The sequence below is a fragment of the Vogesella fluminis genome (assembly GCF_014652335.1).
In the GTDB taxonomy this organism is placed as follows: Bacteria; Pseudomonadota; Gammaproteobacteria; order Burkholderiales; family Chromobacteriaceae; genus Vogesella; species Vogesella fluminis.
This window is the reverse complement of record NZ_BMYP01000014.1, coordinates 1-15,677: the sequence shown is the minus strand read 5'-3', so window position 1 is coordinate 15,677 and position 15,677 is coordinate 1. Positions and strand designations below refer to the sequence as shown.

The window sequence follows — 15,677 nt, the reverse complement described above, 5'->3', positions numbered from 1 at the left end:
GTTGGCCGCAAGCGATGAGCTGGTATCTGTACGTGCTGGAATGCCGCGGCGGCAGCCTGTACACCGGCATCAGCAATAACGTGGCCAGGCGCTACGCCGCCCATGTCGCCGGCAAGGGCGCGCGCTACACCCGCAGCTTTCCGCCCGAGCGCATCGCGCTGGTACTGGAATTTGCCGACAAGGGCGCCGCGCTGCGCGCCGAGCTGGCGGTAAAGGCGATGAGCACGGCACAGAAGCGCGCCTGGCTGGCGGCACAGCTGCCCAGGACTTGTTGACGTCTGCTTCACTGAGCACCAAACGCTCCAGAGCCTGTTAACACTTGTTTTATCGCAGCGAAAAACAAGTATTAACAGACCCTAGCCGCAACAGCGCCGCATCAGTGCCTCCAGCGGGCCGCGGGCAAAGCGGCGCGACCAGAGCCGGGCAAACAGCAGCGCGGCCAGGCAATACAGCGCTGCGGCCAGCAGCACCTGTGCCAGTGAACGGCCCTGCAACCAGCCCGTGGCCTCCATCACCCCCATGCCAAGCAGGATATGTGCGATATACAGTGTCAGCGTCTGCCGCCCGGCCGGGGCCAGCCAAGCCAGCAGCGCACCTTGCGGCCAACGTTGCGCCAGCCACAGCGCCGCTCCGATCACCATGCTGGCCACGCCGCCGCCCGCCACCAGGTAAAGCGGCACCGGCGGCACCGGCATTACCCCGAACAGCGGTGCCAGGGCCGGCTGCGGCCACAGCGTACGCAGGGCCCATGACAGCGCGTGGCCGGCCAGGACCGCCAGCACACCACCCAGCACCAGATAACGCTGCACGCGGGTCTCGGCGAGCGGCTGGCGGCTCAGCCACAAGCCGTAGAGCACGAAGCCCAGCCACGGCAATACCGGATGCCAGCCATTGAACAACAGGTTGCGCAGAAAGCCGGCCGGCAGCCAGAAATCGGGATAGCTGTAGTCTGCCCAGTGCCAGCCACGGTCATAATCAAGCATGAACAGCAAGGCAATGAAGCCGGTCGCCAATGCCGCAATCAGCCCCCACAACGCGTATCCCGGCAAACGCAGGCACAGCGCACCGAGCACGAAATACACCGCGTAGTAATGGATGATATCGGCCGGAAACAGCATCACGTTGAGCAGGCCGGCCACCAGCAGGAAAGCGGCACGGCGTACGGTCTGCCGTTGTGCCGCCCACCAGTCCAGATGGCGCGTGGCCAGCCCCAGGCCGATGCCGGCCAGGACCACGAAAGTCGCCGCAGCCCGCCCATGCAGGGCGTCGAAAGCCAGCTGCAGCCAGTCCGGCCCGCCCTGCTCCACACCCATGGCGATACGGAAATTGACCAGTACCATGCCAATCAGCGCCAGGCAGCGCGCCAGATCCAGCCCCTCCAGTCGTGCCGTTGTGTTGCGCATCGTCACCTCTCCAGTTCGCGCCCGGCAGTTTGCCGGATAGCTGCCGCAGCGTAACCCGACACGGCGCCGTGCGGCAGGGAACAACATTCATGCAGCGACAGCCATGCTAACGCCATGACAGTAAAATAAAAAGACCTGCCTGGCCTACCGGCCGCAGCTCATGCTCGCCTTGTATCCATTCCGGCATTGCATACCGTGGTAGCCGCGCATCGCCGTGCCCGCACCACGGCAAAAAGGGCAAGCCACCGGCTTGCCCTTGCACATTTGATTGCGGCCAACGTTGGCCGCAAGCCCGGACTCAATACGCGAAGCGCTGGCGCAGCTCTTCCAGGTTCAGCTCGCGCAGGATGCTTTCCTGCCGTTCGCGCGCGCTCTTTTTCGCGCCGCCGACCTTCTTGGCGATGATCAGCTCGTTCTTCATCGAGTGCTCCCAGCCCACCAGCTCGGTGACGGTGACCTGGTAGCCGCGCGCTTCCAGCTGCAGGCAGCGCAACACGTTGGTGAGCTGGCTGCCGAACTCGCGGGTGTGGATCGGGTGGCGCCACAGCTCGGACAGCGCGGTCTTGCCGAAGGTCTCGTTCTTCTTCCGGCGCAGCACGGCGGCCACCTCGGCCTGGCAGCACGGCACCAGCACGATGTACTTGGCGTCCTTAGCCAGCGCGAAGCGGATGGCGTCGTCAGTGGCGGTATTGCAGGCGTGCAGCGCGGTGATGATGTCCACCTGCGGCGGCAGCGCGTCGGAGGTGATGGACTGCTCGACGGTGAGGTTGAGGAAGCTCATGCCCTCGAAACCCAGCCGCTGCGCCAGCTCCACCGACTTGTCCACCAGCTCCTGCCGCGTTTCCACGCCGTAGACGTGGGCGGCGGCCTTGTCCTTCAGGAACAGGTCGTAGAGGATGAAGCCGAGGTAGGATTTGCCGGCGCCGTGGTCGGCCAGCGTCAGGCTGCCCTTCTCCGCCAGCACGTCGGCCATCAGCGGCTCGATGAACTGGTACAGGTGGTACACCTGCTTCAGCTTGCGGCGGGTGTCCTGGTTGATCTTGCCGTCACGGGTAAGGATGTGCAGTTCTTTCAGCAGTTCGATCGACTGCTGCGGTTTGATTTCGGGGATCAGGCTCATCGCGGTGTCCGTATAAAAAGGTTGGCCGCAAGCACGGGCTTGCGGCCGGAAGCATGGCGCCAGGCGCGGCCGGTTCAGTGGCCGGCGGTCTGCTGCAGGCCGGCCGGCGGCGTCCACTGCCAGTGGCTGCGCCAGGCGCCGACCACCAGATTGGGATACTCGGCGCGGCCGAGGCTGCCGTTGTAGCGCCCCAGCGCGCGGAACAGGTTGCCGCGCTCGATGTCGAGGTAATGGCGCAGGATGGTGCAGCCGTAGCGCAGGTTCAGCGTCAGCTCGAACAGGTTGTGGCCGCTGGCGCCGATGCTGCGCACCCAGAACGGCATCACCTGCATCAGGCCGCGCGCACCGACCGGCGAGATCGCGTACTTCTTGAAGCCGCTCTCGACCTGGATCAGCCCCAGCACCAGCTGCGGGTCGAGTCCGGCGCGCGTCGCCTCGTACTGCACTGCGGTCAGCAGCCGCTCACGCAGCCATTGATCCGGGATGCGTTTTTGCAGCCGCCGCGACATCTCCGCCAGCCACGCCGCGCCCTCGTGCGGGTTGTCGAACACCAGCCGTGGCGCGTTGATGTCGGCAATGCTGCGCGACATCGCCGACGCCACGTTGGCCGCCAGCGCCTCTTCGCGCTGCGCGCCCGCCCACGCCGGCACGGCGGCCAACGTGAACAGCAGCAGGCAGGCAAGGCGCGGCGCGTTCATGGCCGCAATCAGGCCAGCTTGCCCAGCACGAAGTCCAGCACCGCGTCCGGCGCCACCGGCGTGGATTCGGCATCGCGGCGATGCTGGTACTCGACCTTGCCTTCCTTCAGGCCGCGATCGCCGATGGTGACGCGGTGCGGTGCGCCGATCAGCTCCCAGTCGGCGAACATCGCGCCCGGGCGCTCGCCGCGGTCGTCGATGATCACGTCCACGCCCTTGTCCTGCAGGCCGGCGTACAGCGCGTCGGCGGCGGCCTTCACGCCCTCGGAGCGGTCGTAGCCGACCGGGCAGATCACCACGGCAAACGGCGCGATCGCGTCCGGCCAGATCATGCCCTTGTCGTCGTAGTTCTGCTCGATGGCGGCGCCGAGGATGCGGCTCACGCCGATGCCGTAGCAGCCCATCTCGAAGTGCTTCGGCTTGCCGTCTTCGTCGAGGAAGGTAGCGTTCATCGCCTTGGAATACTTGGTGCCGAGGTAGAACACGTGGCCGACCTCGATACCGCGCTGGATGTCCAGCACGCCGTTGCCGCACGGCGACACGTCGCCGACCACCACGTTACGCAGATCGGCCACTTCCGGCTCGGCGCAGTCGCGGCCGAAGTTGGCGCCGGTGTAGTGCTGGTCGTCCTCGTTGGCGCCGATCACGAAATCGGCCATCTTGGCCACGGTACGGTCGGCGATCACGCGGCCGCTAAAGCCCACCGGGCCCAGCGAGCCAGGGTTGGCGCCGAAGGCGTCCTTGATCACGGCCGGCGCGGCGAAGGTCAGCGGCTTCTTGATGCCGGCGATTTTCTCTGCCTTCACTTCGTTCAGCTCGTGGTCGCCGCGTACCAGCATCAGCACCGCCTCGCCCTTTTCGCCTTCCACCACCACCGCCTTCACGGTTGCGGTGATGTCGATGTTCAGGAAAGCCACCAGCTCGGCGATGGTCTTCACCTTCGGGGTGTGCACCTTCTCAAGCTTGGCCGCAGCAGCCGGACGCTCGCCGGCCGGGGCTACCGCTTCCGCCAGTTCGATGTTGGCGGCGTAGTCGGAGGTCGGGCAGTAGACGATGGCGTCTTCGCCGGTTTCGGCGATCACCTGGAATTCGTGCGAACGGTCACCGCCGATGGCGCCGGTATCGGCCGCCACCGCGCGGTAGGTCAGGCCCAGACGGTCGAAGATGCGGCAGTAGGCGGCGAACATGTTGTCGTAGCTCTTGCCGGCGTCTTCGGCGCTGCGGTCGAAGGAGTAGGCATCCTTCATGGTGAACTCGCGGCCGCGCATCACGCCGAAGCGCGGACGGCGCTCGTCGCGGAATTTGGTCTGGATCTGGTAGAAGTTCTTCGGCAGCGCGCGGTAGCTGCGCAGCTCGGCGCGGGCGATGTCGGTGACCACTTCTTCCGAGGTCGGCTGGATCACGAAATCACGGTCGTGACGGTCCTTGAAGCGCAGCAGCTCGGCACCCATGCTGTCGAAGCGGTCGGTTTCCTGCCACAGGCCGGCCGGCTGCACCACCGGCATCACCATCTCGATGGCGCCGGCGCGGTTCATTTCCTCGCGCACGATGTTCTCGACCTTCTTCAGCGAACGCAGGCCCATCGGCATCCACGAGTAGACACCGGCGGCGACCTTGCGGATGAAGCCGGCACGCAGCATCAGCTTCTGGCTCACGATATCCGCGTCGGCGGGGGCTTCTTTCTGGGTGGAGATGAAAAACTGCGAGGCGCGCATGGTGTTGGTTATCCTTGAGATTTCGGCGAAATAGCGCTGATTGTAGCCGTTTAGGGCAGACGGCGGAAAGGTTGGCCGCAGCTGCGGCCAACCTTGCAATTGCGCTACCGGTGATGCGCCGGACGGCTACACCCAGCCCAGCAGCCCGGCCACGGCGCCGGCGCCCAGCAGCCACAGCGGGTGCAGGCTGGTACGCCAGGCGATCAGCGCGCTGACGGCGCACAGCAGCCACGCGCTCCAGCCGGTGTTGGCGATGCCGGCCAGCAGCCAGGCGCCGCCCAGCACCAGCCCGATCGACAGCGGCGCGAAGCCGCGCTGGATGGCGTGGCACAGCTTGTAATCGCGGAAACGCTGCCACAGTCTGGCGACGTAGAAGCTGAGGATCGAGGACGGGCCGCAGATGCCGATCAGGCTGATGGCGGCGCCGGGCAGGCTGGCCATCTGCCAGCCGACCAGGCTGGCGATCAGCACGTTCGGCCCCGGTGCCGACTGCGCGATGGCGAACAGCGCGGTGAATTCCGCCGCCGTCATCCAGCCGTGCTCGTTGACCACCATGCGCAGCATTTCCGGCACCACCGCGTTGGCGCCGCCGACCGCCATCAGCGACAGCTGGCCGAATACCAGGAACAGGGCAAGCAGCATCGCGCTCATGTCGGCTCCTTCTGCAGGTGCCAGGCCAGCGTCACCGCCAGTGGCACCATCACCAGCAAGATCGGCAACAGCGGCCAGTGCAGCAGGCCGATGGCGACAAAGGTGGCCACCGCCAGCGCGATGCACCAGCTGCTGCGCTCCAGCCTGGCGGCCAGTCGCAGCCCCATGCCGAAGATCAGGCCGGTGGCCGCCGGTGCCAGCCCGGCCAGCACCTGCTGCAGCGCCGGCAGGCCGCGGTACTGCTGGTACAGCGACACCAGCAGCATGGCGATGCAGAACGGCGCCAGCAGCAGGCCGCTGAACGCCAGCAGCGCACCACTGGCGCCGTGGAAGCGGCCGCCGACGGCGACGCTGAGGTTGACCACGTTGGGGCCGGGCAGGATCTGGCCGAGACCGAGCAGCTCGGTGAATTCGGCGTCGCTCAGCCAGCCTTTGCGCAGCACCAGCATGTGGTGCACCAGCGGCAGCACGCCACCGAAGCCGATGATGCCGATGCCGAAAAAGCCGGTGAACAGCTCGCGGCGGGTGGGGATGTTGTGTGTTTCCATGACCGGTAGCGTAGTGCGGAAGCGGAGGTGGCGACAAACGAGTTTTTCCGACTTCGCTTGTGCGCTATGCTCACAAGCATGAACCGGCGACTTCCCCCTCTCAATGCCTTGCGCGCCTTTGAAGCCGCGGCGCGCTGCGGCAGTTTCAGTGCCGCGGCGGAGCAGCTGCATGTGACCCACGGCGCCATCAGCCGCCAGATCAAGCAGCTGGAAGAATGGCTGGGGCTGGCGCTGTTCGACCGCGTCGGCAAGCGCGTGCTGCTCACCGACAACGGCCGCCAGTACCTGCCGGTGTTGCAGACCGCGTTCGACAGCATCGCCACCGCCACCGAGCGGCTGACCCAGGGCCGCACGCGGCAGTTTCGCATCAACGCCACGCCGACGCTGGCGATGCACTGGCTGCTGCCGCGGCTGACCCGCTTCCAGCTGCGCCATCCCGGCGTCGAGCTGCGGCTGGCGACCTCGGACACCATCATCCACGACCAGCATGCCGATTTCGACATCGCCCTGCGCCGCGGCCATGACCACTGGCACGGCTTCGTGTCGCACCCGTTCCTGACCGAGCACGAACAGCCGCTGCTGAGCCCGGCGCTGCTGGCAGACAAGCCGCTGGCGACGGTGGCCGACCTGGCGCGGCACACGCTGCTGCACTCGGAAACGCGGCCGGTATCGTGGGAGCGCTGGCTGGCGGCGGCAGGCAGCCCGGCGCTGCAGGCGGCGGCGCACCAGCACTTCGACCACTACTATCTGGCGCTGCAGGCGGCGGTCGATGGCCTGGGGGTGGCGCTCAGCGCGCAGCCGGTGACCGACGCGCTGATCGCCAGCGGCAAGCTGGTGGCGCCGCTGGACGGGCCGCGGGTGAAGGCGCGCGGCTATTCCTGGGTGCTGCCGCTGACGCTGGCGGAAGACCCGCTGTGCGCCGATTTCTGCGCCTGGCTGGAGGAAGAAGGCGGCAATTAACCTTGCCGCCTGTCGCATCGGCTCTACACTGCGCCCACAATTGCGCTACAAAAGCGGGCGCCGCGTGGCACATTGCAGGGCACAAGAGTAAGCTTCGCGCTCACCCGCGGTTCGCGATACTGCGCTGCAACATCCGTGGCGGCGTCACCCACCAAAAAACACACAAAATCATGCAGGCTCAAAATAAACAGGCGCTGGCCGGTATCACGCTGGCGGCGCTGGGCGTGGTGTACGGGGACATCGGCACCAGCCCCCTCTACACCCTGAAAGAATGCTTCGGCCCCCACCTCGGCCTGGCGGTGACGCCGGCCAACGTGCTGGGCATCCTGTCGCTGATCGTCTGGGGCCTGATCCTGGTCGTGTCGCTGAAATACCTCAGCTTCGTGCTGCGCGCCGACAACCGCGGCGAGGGCGGCATCCTGACGCTGATGGCGCTGGCGCGGCGTTGCGTCGGCCCGCGCGGCTGGATGCTGGCCGCCATCGGCCTGATGGGCGGTGGCTTCTTCTACGGCGAGGTGGTGATCACGCCGGCCATTTCGGTGCTGTCGGCGGTGGAAGGGCTGGAGGTGATCACCCCCGCGTTCAAGCCCTATGTGCTGCCGCTGGCGCTGGCGGTGCTGATCGGTCTGTTCCTGATCCAGAAGCATGGCACCGCCAGTGTCGGCAAGCTGTTCGGCCCGGTGATGATGCTGTGGTTCGCGGCGCTGGCCGCGCTCGGCGTGCTCGGCATCCTGCGCAATCCACAGGTGCTGGCGGCGCTGAACCCGCTGTGGGGCATCGACTTCCTGTTCAGCCACGGCGCCATCGGCTTCCTGGCGCTGGGCTCGGTGGTGCTGGCGCTGACCGGCGCCGAGGCGCTGTACGCCGACATGGGCCACTTCGGCGCCAGGCCGATCCGGCTGGCGTGGTTCTTCTACGTGCTGCCGGCACTGCTGCTGAACTACTTCGGCCAGGGCGCCGAGATCCTCGCCAGCCCGGAGGCGCGCGCCAACCCGTTCTTCCACCTGGCGCCGCAATGGGCGCTGCTGCCGCTGGTGATCCTGTCCACCTGCGCCACGGTGATCGCGTCGCAGGCGGTGATCTCCGGCGTGTTCTCGCTGACCCGCCAGGCGGTGCAGCTGGGCTACCTGCCGCGCATGGAAATCACCCACACCTCCGACAACGAGATCGGCCAGATCTACATCCCGTTGATCAACTGGGGCCTGCTGGCAGCGGTGATCATGGTGGTGATCATGTTCCAGAATTCCAGTGCGCTGGCCGGTGCCTACGGCATCGCCGTCACCGGCACCATGGTGATCACCTCCATCCTGGTGTGCACCGTCGCCTGGCGCGGCTGGAACTGGCCGCTGGCACTGGTGGCGCCGCTGCTGGTCGCGCTGCTGGTGATCGACCTGCCGCTGCTCCTCGCCAACGTGGTGAAGATCCTGGCCGGCGGCTGGCTGCCGCTGCTGATCGGCATCGGCGCCTTCATCCTGATGACCACCTGGAAACAGGGCCGCAAGCTGCTGATGCAGCGCCTGAACGAGATGGCGATCCCGCTGGACGGCTTTGTCGAGAACATGGAAGCCTACCCGCCGGAGCGGGTGCAGGGCACCGCGGTGTTCCTCACCAACTCCACCCACGGCGTGCCGCACGCGCTGCTGCACAACCTGAAGCACAACAAGGTGCTGCACGAGCGCGTGGTGCTGATGACCATCCGCGGCGAGGACATCCCCTATGTCGAGGAAGACGAACGGGTGGAAGTCCTGCAGCTGTCCGACAGCTTCTGGCGGGTGATGGCCTACTACGGCTTCAAGGAAACGCCGGACGTGCAGCAGATCCTCGACCTGTGCGCGGCGCAGGGCCTGGCTTTCGAGCTGATGGACACCTCGTTCTTCCTGTCGCGCGAGACGCTGATCCAGACCGAACGCGAAGGCCTGTCGCCGTGGCGCGAAACCCTGTTCGTGTGGATGAGCCGCAATGCACTGCGCGCCACCGACTTCTTCCAGATCCCGACCAACCGCGTGGTGGAGATGGGCGCGCAGGTCGAGCTGTAAGAACCACCCCTTTCAAGGTCTTTGCAAGCCAAGTCGGGTAATCTCCTGGTTTTCTGAAATCAGGGGGCAGGATGGTCTGGCAAGCAGTCGTGGAAAGGTTCGAGCAACAAGCACCAGCAAGCGTGATGGCACACCTGCTGCTGGACAAGGCACTGCCCGCAGGCTGGACCGATGAAGTATTCGAGCAGCATCGCCAGCGCCAGTATCCACGCGAATTGTTGTTTTCCACCGTGGTCGAGCTAATGATGCTGGTGGTGCTGGGGCTGCGCCCATCACTGCACGCCGCCGCCCGCAAACTGCACGAACAACTGCCTTCGTGGTGCAGCCTTGCCGGGCCACACCCTGGTGGTTTACGACCCCGACAGCGAGTTGGTGTGCGAATATCATCGCCTGCGAGGATGCGCATCAAAGCGTGCGCATGGGGGTGGCGGCGCTGATTCAGAGCGCCCAGACACAGCAAGTATGGATCGGCAATCGGCATTCTGTACCCAGACCATCCTGCAGGGCCTGAGCATGCGCGGCGCGAGCTTCATCGTGCGCGAACACGCGCGCCATCCCAGACTGGCCGAGTCCGGCGCCTGGAGTGCGTACTCCAAAAGCGTGGGTCCAAACTCAGCGCACCCAAAAGCTACGTAGAGGGCAGCATCGCGCACGCGCGTGGCAACCGCCAGGATTCTCAAGGCCTCGAAATCAAGACCTTGCAAGGGGTGGTTCTAACGGATTGCCGGGCCGGTGATGCCGTCAAAGCCCAGCCCGAACAGTACCTGCAGCTCCTGCTCCTGCATCACCCCTTCGGCGATCACACCGAGGCCGATATTGTGCGCAATATTGCACACCCCCCTCAGGAACACCTGGTTGCCAGCATGCTGGTGGATGTCCTGCACGAAGCTGCCGTCGACCTTCAGATAGTCGATACCCAGGTCGTGCAGCTGCCCGATCAGGCTGAACTGGCGGCCAAAGTGCTCGATACCCAGCTTGCACGGCAGCTCGGCCAGCGCCAGGCACAGCGCACGGAACGCATCGAAGCGCGGCACGATACCGGCCTCTGGCATCTCCAGCCACAGCCGTGCGGCGCTGTGGCCGTGCTCGCGGATCTGCGCCACCAGCTGGCGCAGGAAGTCCTCGCTGGCCAGCGATTCCGCCGCCAGATTGACGGCGATGCCGGGGCAGTCCGGCTCGGTCGCCAGCTGCCGCAGCGCCATCGCCACCGCCGCCAGATCCAGCCCCGCCACGCGCCGGATACGGATCGCCATCGGCATGAACTGGCCAGCCGGCAGCCATACCTCACCTTGGCGCAGGCGCAGCGGCGCCTCCTCGTGCAACAGCGCACCATGGCGGTCGCGCACCGCGAAACGCACCAGGCACAAGCCGTCGCCCTGCAGCGCCTGATCGAGCATGCCGCCCCACACTTCCGCGGTCGGCGCCAGCGGCTTGTCGACGTTGCTGCCGGCCATCTCGATACGCACGCCGGCGGCAAACTCGGACTGCGCCAGCGCCTGATCCAGCCGCGACATGATGTCGCGCACGGTGTCGCCGTCGCGCAGGTCGGTTGCCGCCATCGCCAGGGCGACTGGCTGTGCGGCAAAGCTGCTCAGCAGCGCGTGCAGCTCGTCGTGCAGCTGCTGCAGGCTGGCGGCCTCGGCCTGGCTCGCCGGCAACAGCAGCGCGAAATCGGCGCCGTTGAGGCGCCCGGCCTGGCTGTCGACACCGAAGCGCTGCGCATCGCGCAGCACGGCGCCGAACTGCCCCAGCATCTCGTCGGTCAACGGCCGGCCCAGCTTGCTGTTGATGTCGGCCAGCGCCTCGATGCGCATCAGCAGCAGCACGCCGCGCTCGTCTTCACTTTCCTGCAGGCCGGTACCGAGGCGCCCCATGAAGAACTGGCGGTTGGCCAGCCCGGTGACGCTGTCGAAGTTAACCTGGCGGCGCAACACCTCCAGCCGCGCGGCCTCTTCTTCGAACATCATCTTGACGCGGGTCACCATCGCATTCATCGCCTGTGCCAGCCGCCCCATTTCCGGGCCTGGCGGCTCGGGGATGGTGACGAAGCGGCGCTGGGTAATCGCCTTGGCCTGGTTGACCACGCCCAGCAGCTGCTTGCGGATGGTATTGACGCCGAAGGAGCCGATGGCGCCCACCGCCAGCCCGGCGATCAGCACCCAGAACGACACCTGCAGCGCGCCTTCCCACAGCGAGGCGTAGGCGTAGCCGGCCTCGCTCTCCACCTCGATGGAGCCGGCCTGCATCCAGCCGCTGCTGACCATCGCCCGCGCCGGTGTCGGCGCCAGGGTGAAGATATTGCGGAACCACGCCGGTGCGCTGCCGGATTGGTAGGCATTGACGCGCTGCACCCGTGGCTTGCCGTCGGCGCCGACCCAGGAAATGCGGCGGAAGTGGCCCTGATCGAAGGCGGCGTTGATCAGCGTCTCGCCCATCGCCGGATCGGCCTGGTTCTGGGTGATCAGCAGCGCCAGCGAGTTGGCCGCATCGGCACTCTGCGCCGCCAGCTGCTGCTGCAGATAGTTGCGGGCGTTGAACAGATTGGCGGTCAGGCTGCCCGCCGCCGCCAGCACCACCGCCGCCACCACCAGAAACCAGAGCTGTTGAATCAGGGAAACGCGTTTCATCGGTGCCGCTTTCAGGTAATGAAGCCTTCGGCCTTCATTTTGTCGATCAACTGTCGCCAGCGGGTCAGCCGGTCGACACTGGAATTGGGGGCCGCACCCGCACCGACCCAGATGCCGTCGGCGTTGAAGCTGAACACCGGCTGCAAGTCGCCGCGCTGCGAGGCCGGCTTGATGCCGGAAATCAGGCTGTCCAGCACCAGCGGCTCGGCCGTCGGTTCGGCATAGTATGTCAACACCATGTGCGCCTGGGTGATGGGACTGGCCGGACCGCCGATACGGGCACGGACATAGACCATGCGCAGCTTCTGCGGCGCCACGCCCAGCTCACGCAGGGTGAAATACTTGGCCAGCGCAAAGTCCTCACAGTCGCCGGCACCCTTGGCCATGCTTTCCAGTGGTGTCGCCCAGTAGTCGGCCTGCCGCCACAGCTCCGCATCTTCAATGTATTTCAACTTCTGATTAAAGAATTGATTTACACTCTGTATCCGGTTGATCTCATTGCCATCGCGACGCAGTTGCAACAGCAATTGCTGCCAGTCGCGGTAAACGCGCAGCGCCTGAATGCCGTACAGCTGCTGCACCCGCTCCGCGCTCAGCTCCGCCAGCACCAGTCCGGCCAGAGCCGGCAGCAAAAGCACTGCCAGCAAGGCTTTCCGCCAACACCGGAGCAGCGTCGCCGCACAGACTGCGATCTTGTGAATGGAGCTGTTGCCAAGCATGCGGGCCGTGACCTGTGTGGAAATCCGCCTATCTATATCGTCAATGGTGAACTATGTTTCCCTTGACACTGCTTAAATCACTTCCGACAATACATTGTCTTACAAGTAATATTGAATTACTTGCAACTGTCCGATTAATAATTACTGGCATGTCGAGGCTATCATGAACTTCTGCCGCAACCACCTCTACGGTTGTACCCTGGCCGCATTATTGACCATGGTTATCCCTTCCACATCCTTTGCACTCGAATTAAAGGATGCCATCACACAAACGGTGCAGAACAACGCGGAAGTCGGCATGAAGTGGTACAACTTCCGCGCCACCGCGGAAGAGAAGGGCATCGCCAGCGCCGGCTTCTTCCCAACCGTCGACCTCAGCTACAACACCGGCCGTGAACGCCTGCGCGAACCACTGGCAGACGGCTCCGTCGCCAGCAGCTCGTTCAGCCGCCACGGCTACACCGCCACGCTGAACCAGAACCTGTTCCAGGGCTTCATGACCGTGAACCAGGTCAAGCAGATGGACTATACCAGCCGCGCCCGCTATTTCGAGTACCTGGCCGCCACCGAACAGCAGGGTCTGGAAGCGTCGCGCGCCTTCATCGACGTGGTGCGCTACAGCAAGCTGGTCGAGATCGCCGAAGACAACTACGCCATCCACAAGGGCATCTACGAACAGATCCTGCAGCGCGTGACGCAAGGCGTCGGCCGCCGCGTGGACCTGGAACAGATCAATGGCCGTCTCGGCCTGGCCGAATCCAACCTGATCAACGAGATCTCCAACCTGCACGATGTCTCGGCACGTTACGCCCGCATCATCGGTGCGGCACCGCCGGCCGAGCTGAAACTGCCGGTGCTGGACCTGAGCCTGCTGCCGGCCGGCGACCAGCTGATGCTGCTGGCGGACAAGCACAACCCGATGCTGCTGGCTGCCCGTTCCTTCTACCGAGCGGCCGAAGCGGATGTCCGCGTCCGTCGCGGCGCCTTCTCGCCGACACTGGACCTGCGCGCCACCAAGGACGTCACCAATAACGAGGACGGCATCAGCGGCCGCAATTCGCAGCAGGCGGTGGAACTGGTGTTGAACATGAACCTGTTCCGTGGCGGCGCCGACCGCGCCCGTCTGGCCTCCTCCGCCGAGCGCCAGAGCGAAGCCGAGGCACTGGGCATCAAGGCCTGCCGCGACATGCGCCAGCAGGTCAGCATCGCCTACAACGACGTATCGAAGCTGAGCAGCCAGCTCGACGCGCTGCGCCAGCACCAGCTGTCCACCGAAAAGGCGCGCGACGCCTATCGCCGCCAGTTCGACATCGGCCAGCGCACCCTGCTCGACCTGCTGGACAGCGAAAACGAGCTGTTCGACGCCCGCCGCGAGCTGCTCAACGCCGAGCTGAACCAGCAGCTGGCGATCTACCGCGTGCTGGGCGAATCCGGCCGCCTGCTGGAGGTGCTGCAGATCAAGCCGCAGGACAGCTCGCTGGCCAGCGTCGACGACCTGACCGTGCCGGCCTGCCCGTCCGACTACACCCCGGCCTCGCCGCTGGACAAGAGCAAGATAGCCGCCAAGTCCTTCACCGACGACACCATCGTCGCCAAGACCACCCCGTCGGCCATCGAGCGCAATGTCTCGGTGAACGTGCAGGTCCAGTTTGACCTGGATTCGGCGCGCATCCGTCCGGAAAGCAATGCGACCCTGGACCAGCTGGCCAGCACCCTGCTGATGCCGGAACTGGGCAGCAAGCGCTTCGTGGTGGAAGGCCACACCGACACCACCGGTGGCGCCAGCCACAACCTGCCGCTGTCGCAGCGCCGCGCCGCCGCGGTACGCGACTACCTGATCACCAAGGGGGTGCCGGCGGACCGTCTGGACAGCGTCGGCTACGGCAGCAGCAAGCTGCTGCCTAACCTGGCCCCGACCGATCCGAGCCACCGCCGCGTGGTGGTGACCTTCCAGGAACAGGCGCCGATGGGTGCGGTGAAGCCGAAGGCCGCCATCAAGCGTCGCGTCGCCAAGCCGAAACCATAAGTAAGGTAGTACGCCCAACGCAAAGTGGCCGGTTCATCCGGCCACTTTTTTTACGTCCGCCGCGCGGGCGGTCGGCGCGGGCGCTACGGGACCCGCATGGCCGGGAACACCCGTGCCGCATTCGCTGCCGTCGCGGCGGCGATGTCGGCCAGCGGCACGCCGCGTAGCGCGGCCAGCACCGCCGCAATGCGAGGCAGGTTGTCCGGCGTGTTCGGCACCGCCGGTGCCCACTCCGGCGGGATGTCCGGACCGTCGGTCTCCAGCACGATCGCCGACAGCGGCAGCGTTGCGGCCAACCTGCGGATGCGTTGCGAGCCCTGGTAGGTCATCGCGCCGCCAAAACCGAGGCAGAAACCCAGCTCGATGAAGGCATTCGCCTGCTGGACGCTGCCGTTGAACGCGTGCACCACGCCGCCGGGCACCTTATGCTGGCGCAGGTATTTGAGGATGCGGTCGTGCGAGCGGCGCGCGTGCAGGATCACCGGCAACTCGAAGCGGCGCGCCAGCTTCAGCTGTGCCTGCAGCCAGTATTCCTGCTGCTGCGGATCCAGCCCCGGCACAAAGAAATCCAGCCCGCACTCGCCGACCGCGACCGGACGCTGCCGCGTCAGGTAGTCGGCCAGCAGTGCCAGGTGCTCGTCCCGATGCTGCGCCAGATACAGCGGATGCAGGCCGAAGGCGACATCGACGCCGAACTGTTCCCGCATCGCCAGCACCTCGTCGAAGGTGTCCGCCATCACCGCCGGCACGATGGCATGGCTGACGCCGCCGGCGCGCGCCTGTTGCCACAGCTGCGCACGGTTGGCCGCAAACTCCGCCGCATCCAGATGCAAGTGGGTATCGACAAGTGACATGGGGAATCCTGTTCCGGATGGATAAGCACGCCGCCGCGGCGACGTCCGCAGCGGGGCGCGAGCCGCGTAGCCTCATCGGGGCGTGGCCGCAATCCGCACCCTGCGCTGTGTTTATAGCCGACCGTAAGCGGCCACATATTGGAGAAGGCCAGTACCGCACGGCGAAAAGCGGACAACAAAAAACCCGCATAGCCTTGCGCTGTGCGGGTTTCTGGACTTCCTTGAACTGCTCTGGACTTTTTCGTGGCGTGGCCTCTATCGGGCGAATTCAGGGAGTAAGTGCAACGGCGGGCAGGTCTGGAGGATGGGGGTGAGATGAG

13 protein-coding genes and 1 pseudogene are annotated in these 15,677 nt (G+C 65.7%); 5 read left to right on the top strand and 9 right to left on the bottom strand.

The genetic code is table 11. The features are described 5' to 3' along the window. The first annotated feature begins 14 nt into the window (after positions 1-14). Positions 15-275, top strand: coding sequence for a GIY-YIG nuclease family protein (locus tag IE083_RS07210; RefSeq protein WP_189352938.1), 261 nt, complete (start codon positions 15-17; stop codon positions 273-275). 81 nt (positions 276-356) lie between these two features. Here IE083_RS07210 and IE083_RS07205 read toward each other — a convergent pair whose 3' ends face one another. From IE083_RS07205 to IE083_RS07180, 6 genes are all read right to left on the bottom strand, one after another. Then, positions 357-1,403 (bottom strand): DUF418 domain-containing protein, encoded by a 1,047-nt coding sequence (locus tag IE083_RS07205; protein WP_189352937.1) that lies wholly within the window; start codon positions 1,401-1,403, stop codon positions 357-359. Between the two features lie 298 nt (positions 1,404-1,701). Then, a complete protein-coding gene (locus IE083_RS07200; protein WP_189352936.1) occupies positions 1,702-2,523 on the bottom strand; it encodes a class I SAM-dependent methyltransferase in 822 nt (273 codons plus the stop codon). Between the two features lie 74 nt (positions 2,524-2,597). After that, the gene (locus IE083_RS07195; RefSeq protein ID WP_189352935.1) at positions 2,598-3,221 is read right to left on the bottom strand and encodes a lytic transglycosylase domain-containing protein; all 624 of its coding nucleotides are present in this window, start codon (positions 3,219-3,221) and stop codon (positions 2,598-2,600) included. 8 nt (positions 3,222-3,229) lie between these two features. Continuing rightward, positions 3,230-4,936, bottom strand: coding sequence for a proline--tRNA ligase (locus IE083_RS07190; protein WP_189352934.1), 1,707 nt, complete (start codon positions 4,934-4,936; stop codon positions 3,230-3,232). 126 nt (positions 4,937-5,062) lie between these two features. Beyond that, positions 5,063-5,587, bottom strand: coding sequence for a chromate transporter (locus IE083_RS07185; RefSeq protein WP_189352933.1), 525 nt, complete (start codon positions 5,585-5,587; stop codon positions 5,063-5,065). Then, complete coding sequence (locus IE083_RS07180; protein ID WP_189352932.1) at positions 5,584-6,135, bottom strand: chromate transporter; 552 nt, start codon at positions 6,133-6,135, stop codon at positions 5,584-5,586. The genes IE083_RS07185 and IE083_RS07180 overlap by 4 nt, the downstream gene beginning before the upstream one ends. Before the next feature lie 78 nt (positions 6,136-6,213). Here IE083_RS07180 and gcvA point away from each other — a divergent pair, with 78 nt between their 5' ends. The 3 genes and pseudogenes from gcvA to IE083_RS07165 form a co-directional block, all read left to right on the top strand. Next, positions 6,214-7,095 carry a transcriptional regulator GcvA gene (gene gcvA / locus IE083_RS07175; protein ID WP_189352931.1) on the top strand — a complete coding sequence of 294 codons (882 nt, stop codon included), beginning with the start codon at positions 6,214-6,216 and terminating at the stop codon, positions 7,093-7,095. 170 nt (positions 7,096-7,265) lie between these two features. Then, the gene (gene kup, locus IE083_RS07170) at positions 7,266-9,131 is read left to right on the top strand and encodes a low affinity potassium transporter Kup (protein ID WP_189352930.1); all 1,866 of its coding nucleotides are present in this window, start codon (positions 7,266-7,268) and stop codon (positions 9,129-9,131) included. Positions 9,132-9,256: 125 nt separating this feature from the next. Beyond that, a pseudogene (locus IE083_RS07165) lies at positions 9,257-9,728 on the top strand (hypothetical protein); the annotation flags it as partial. A gap of 116 nt (positions 9,729-9,844) precedes the next feature. On the opposite strand, the gene IE083_RS07160 reads toward IE083_RS07165, so the two are convergent. Both IE083_RS07160 and IE083_RS07155 read right to left on the bottom strand, forming a co-directional pair. Continuing rightward, positions 9,845-11,758, bottom strand: a complete 1,914-nt coding sequence (locus tag IE083_RS07160) for a bifunctional diguanylate cyclase/phosphodiesterase (protein WP_189352928.1) — start codon at positions 11,756-11,758, stop codon at positions 9,845-9,847. Between the two features lie 11 nt (positions 11,759-11,769). Continuing rightward, entirely contained in the window at positions 11,770-12,396 is a 627-nt protein-coding gene (locus tag IE083_RS07155; protein ID WP_229799650.1) for a transglutaminase-like cysteine peptidase, read from the bottom strand. A gap of 244 nt (positions 12,397-12,640) precedes the next feature. Between IE083_RS07155 and IE083_RS07150 the strand changes: the two genes are divergently transcribed. Further along, entirely contained in the window at positions 12,641-14,503 is a 1,863-nt protein-coding gene (locus tag IE083_RS07150) for a TolC family outer membrane protein (RefSeq protein ID WP_308426736.1), read from the top strand. A gap of 83 nt (positions 14,504-14,586) precedes the next feature. Here IE083_RS07150 and IE083_RS07145 read toward each other — a convergent pair whose 3' ends face one another. Beyond that, on the bottom strand, positions 14,587-15,357 hold the full coding sequence (locus IE083_RS07145) for a TatD family hydrolase (RefSeq protein ID WP_189352925.1): 771 nt from the start codon (positions 15,355-15,357) through the stop codon (positions 14,587-14,589). Positions 15,358-15,677 lie beyond the last annotated feature (320 nt).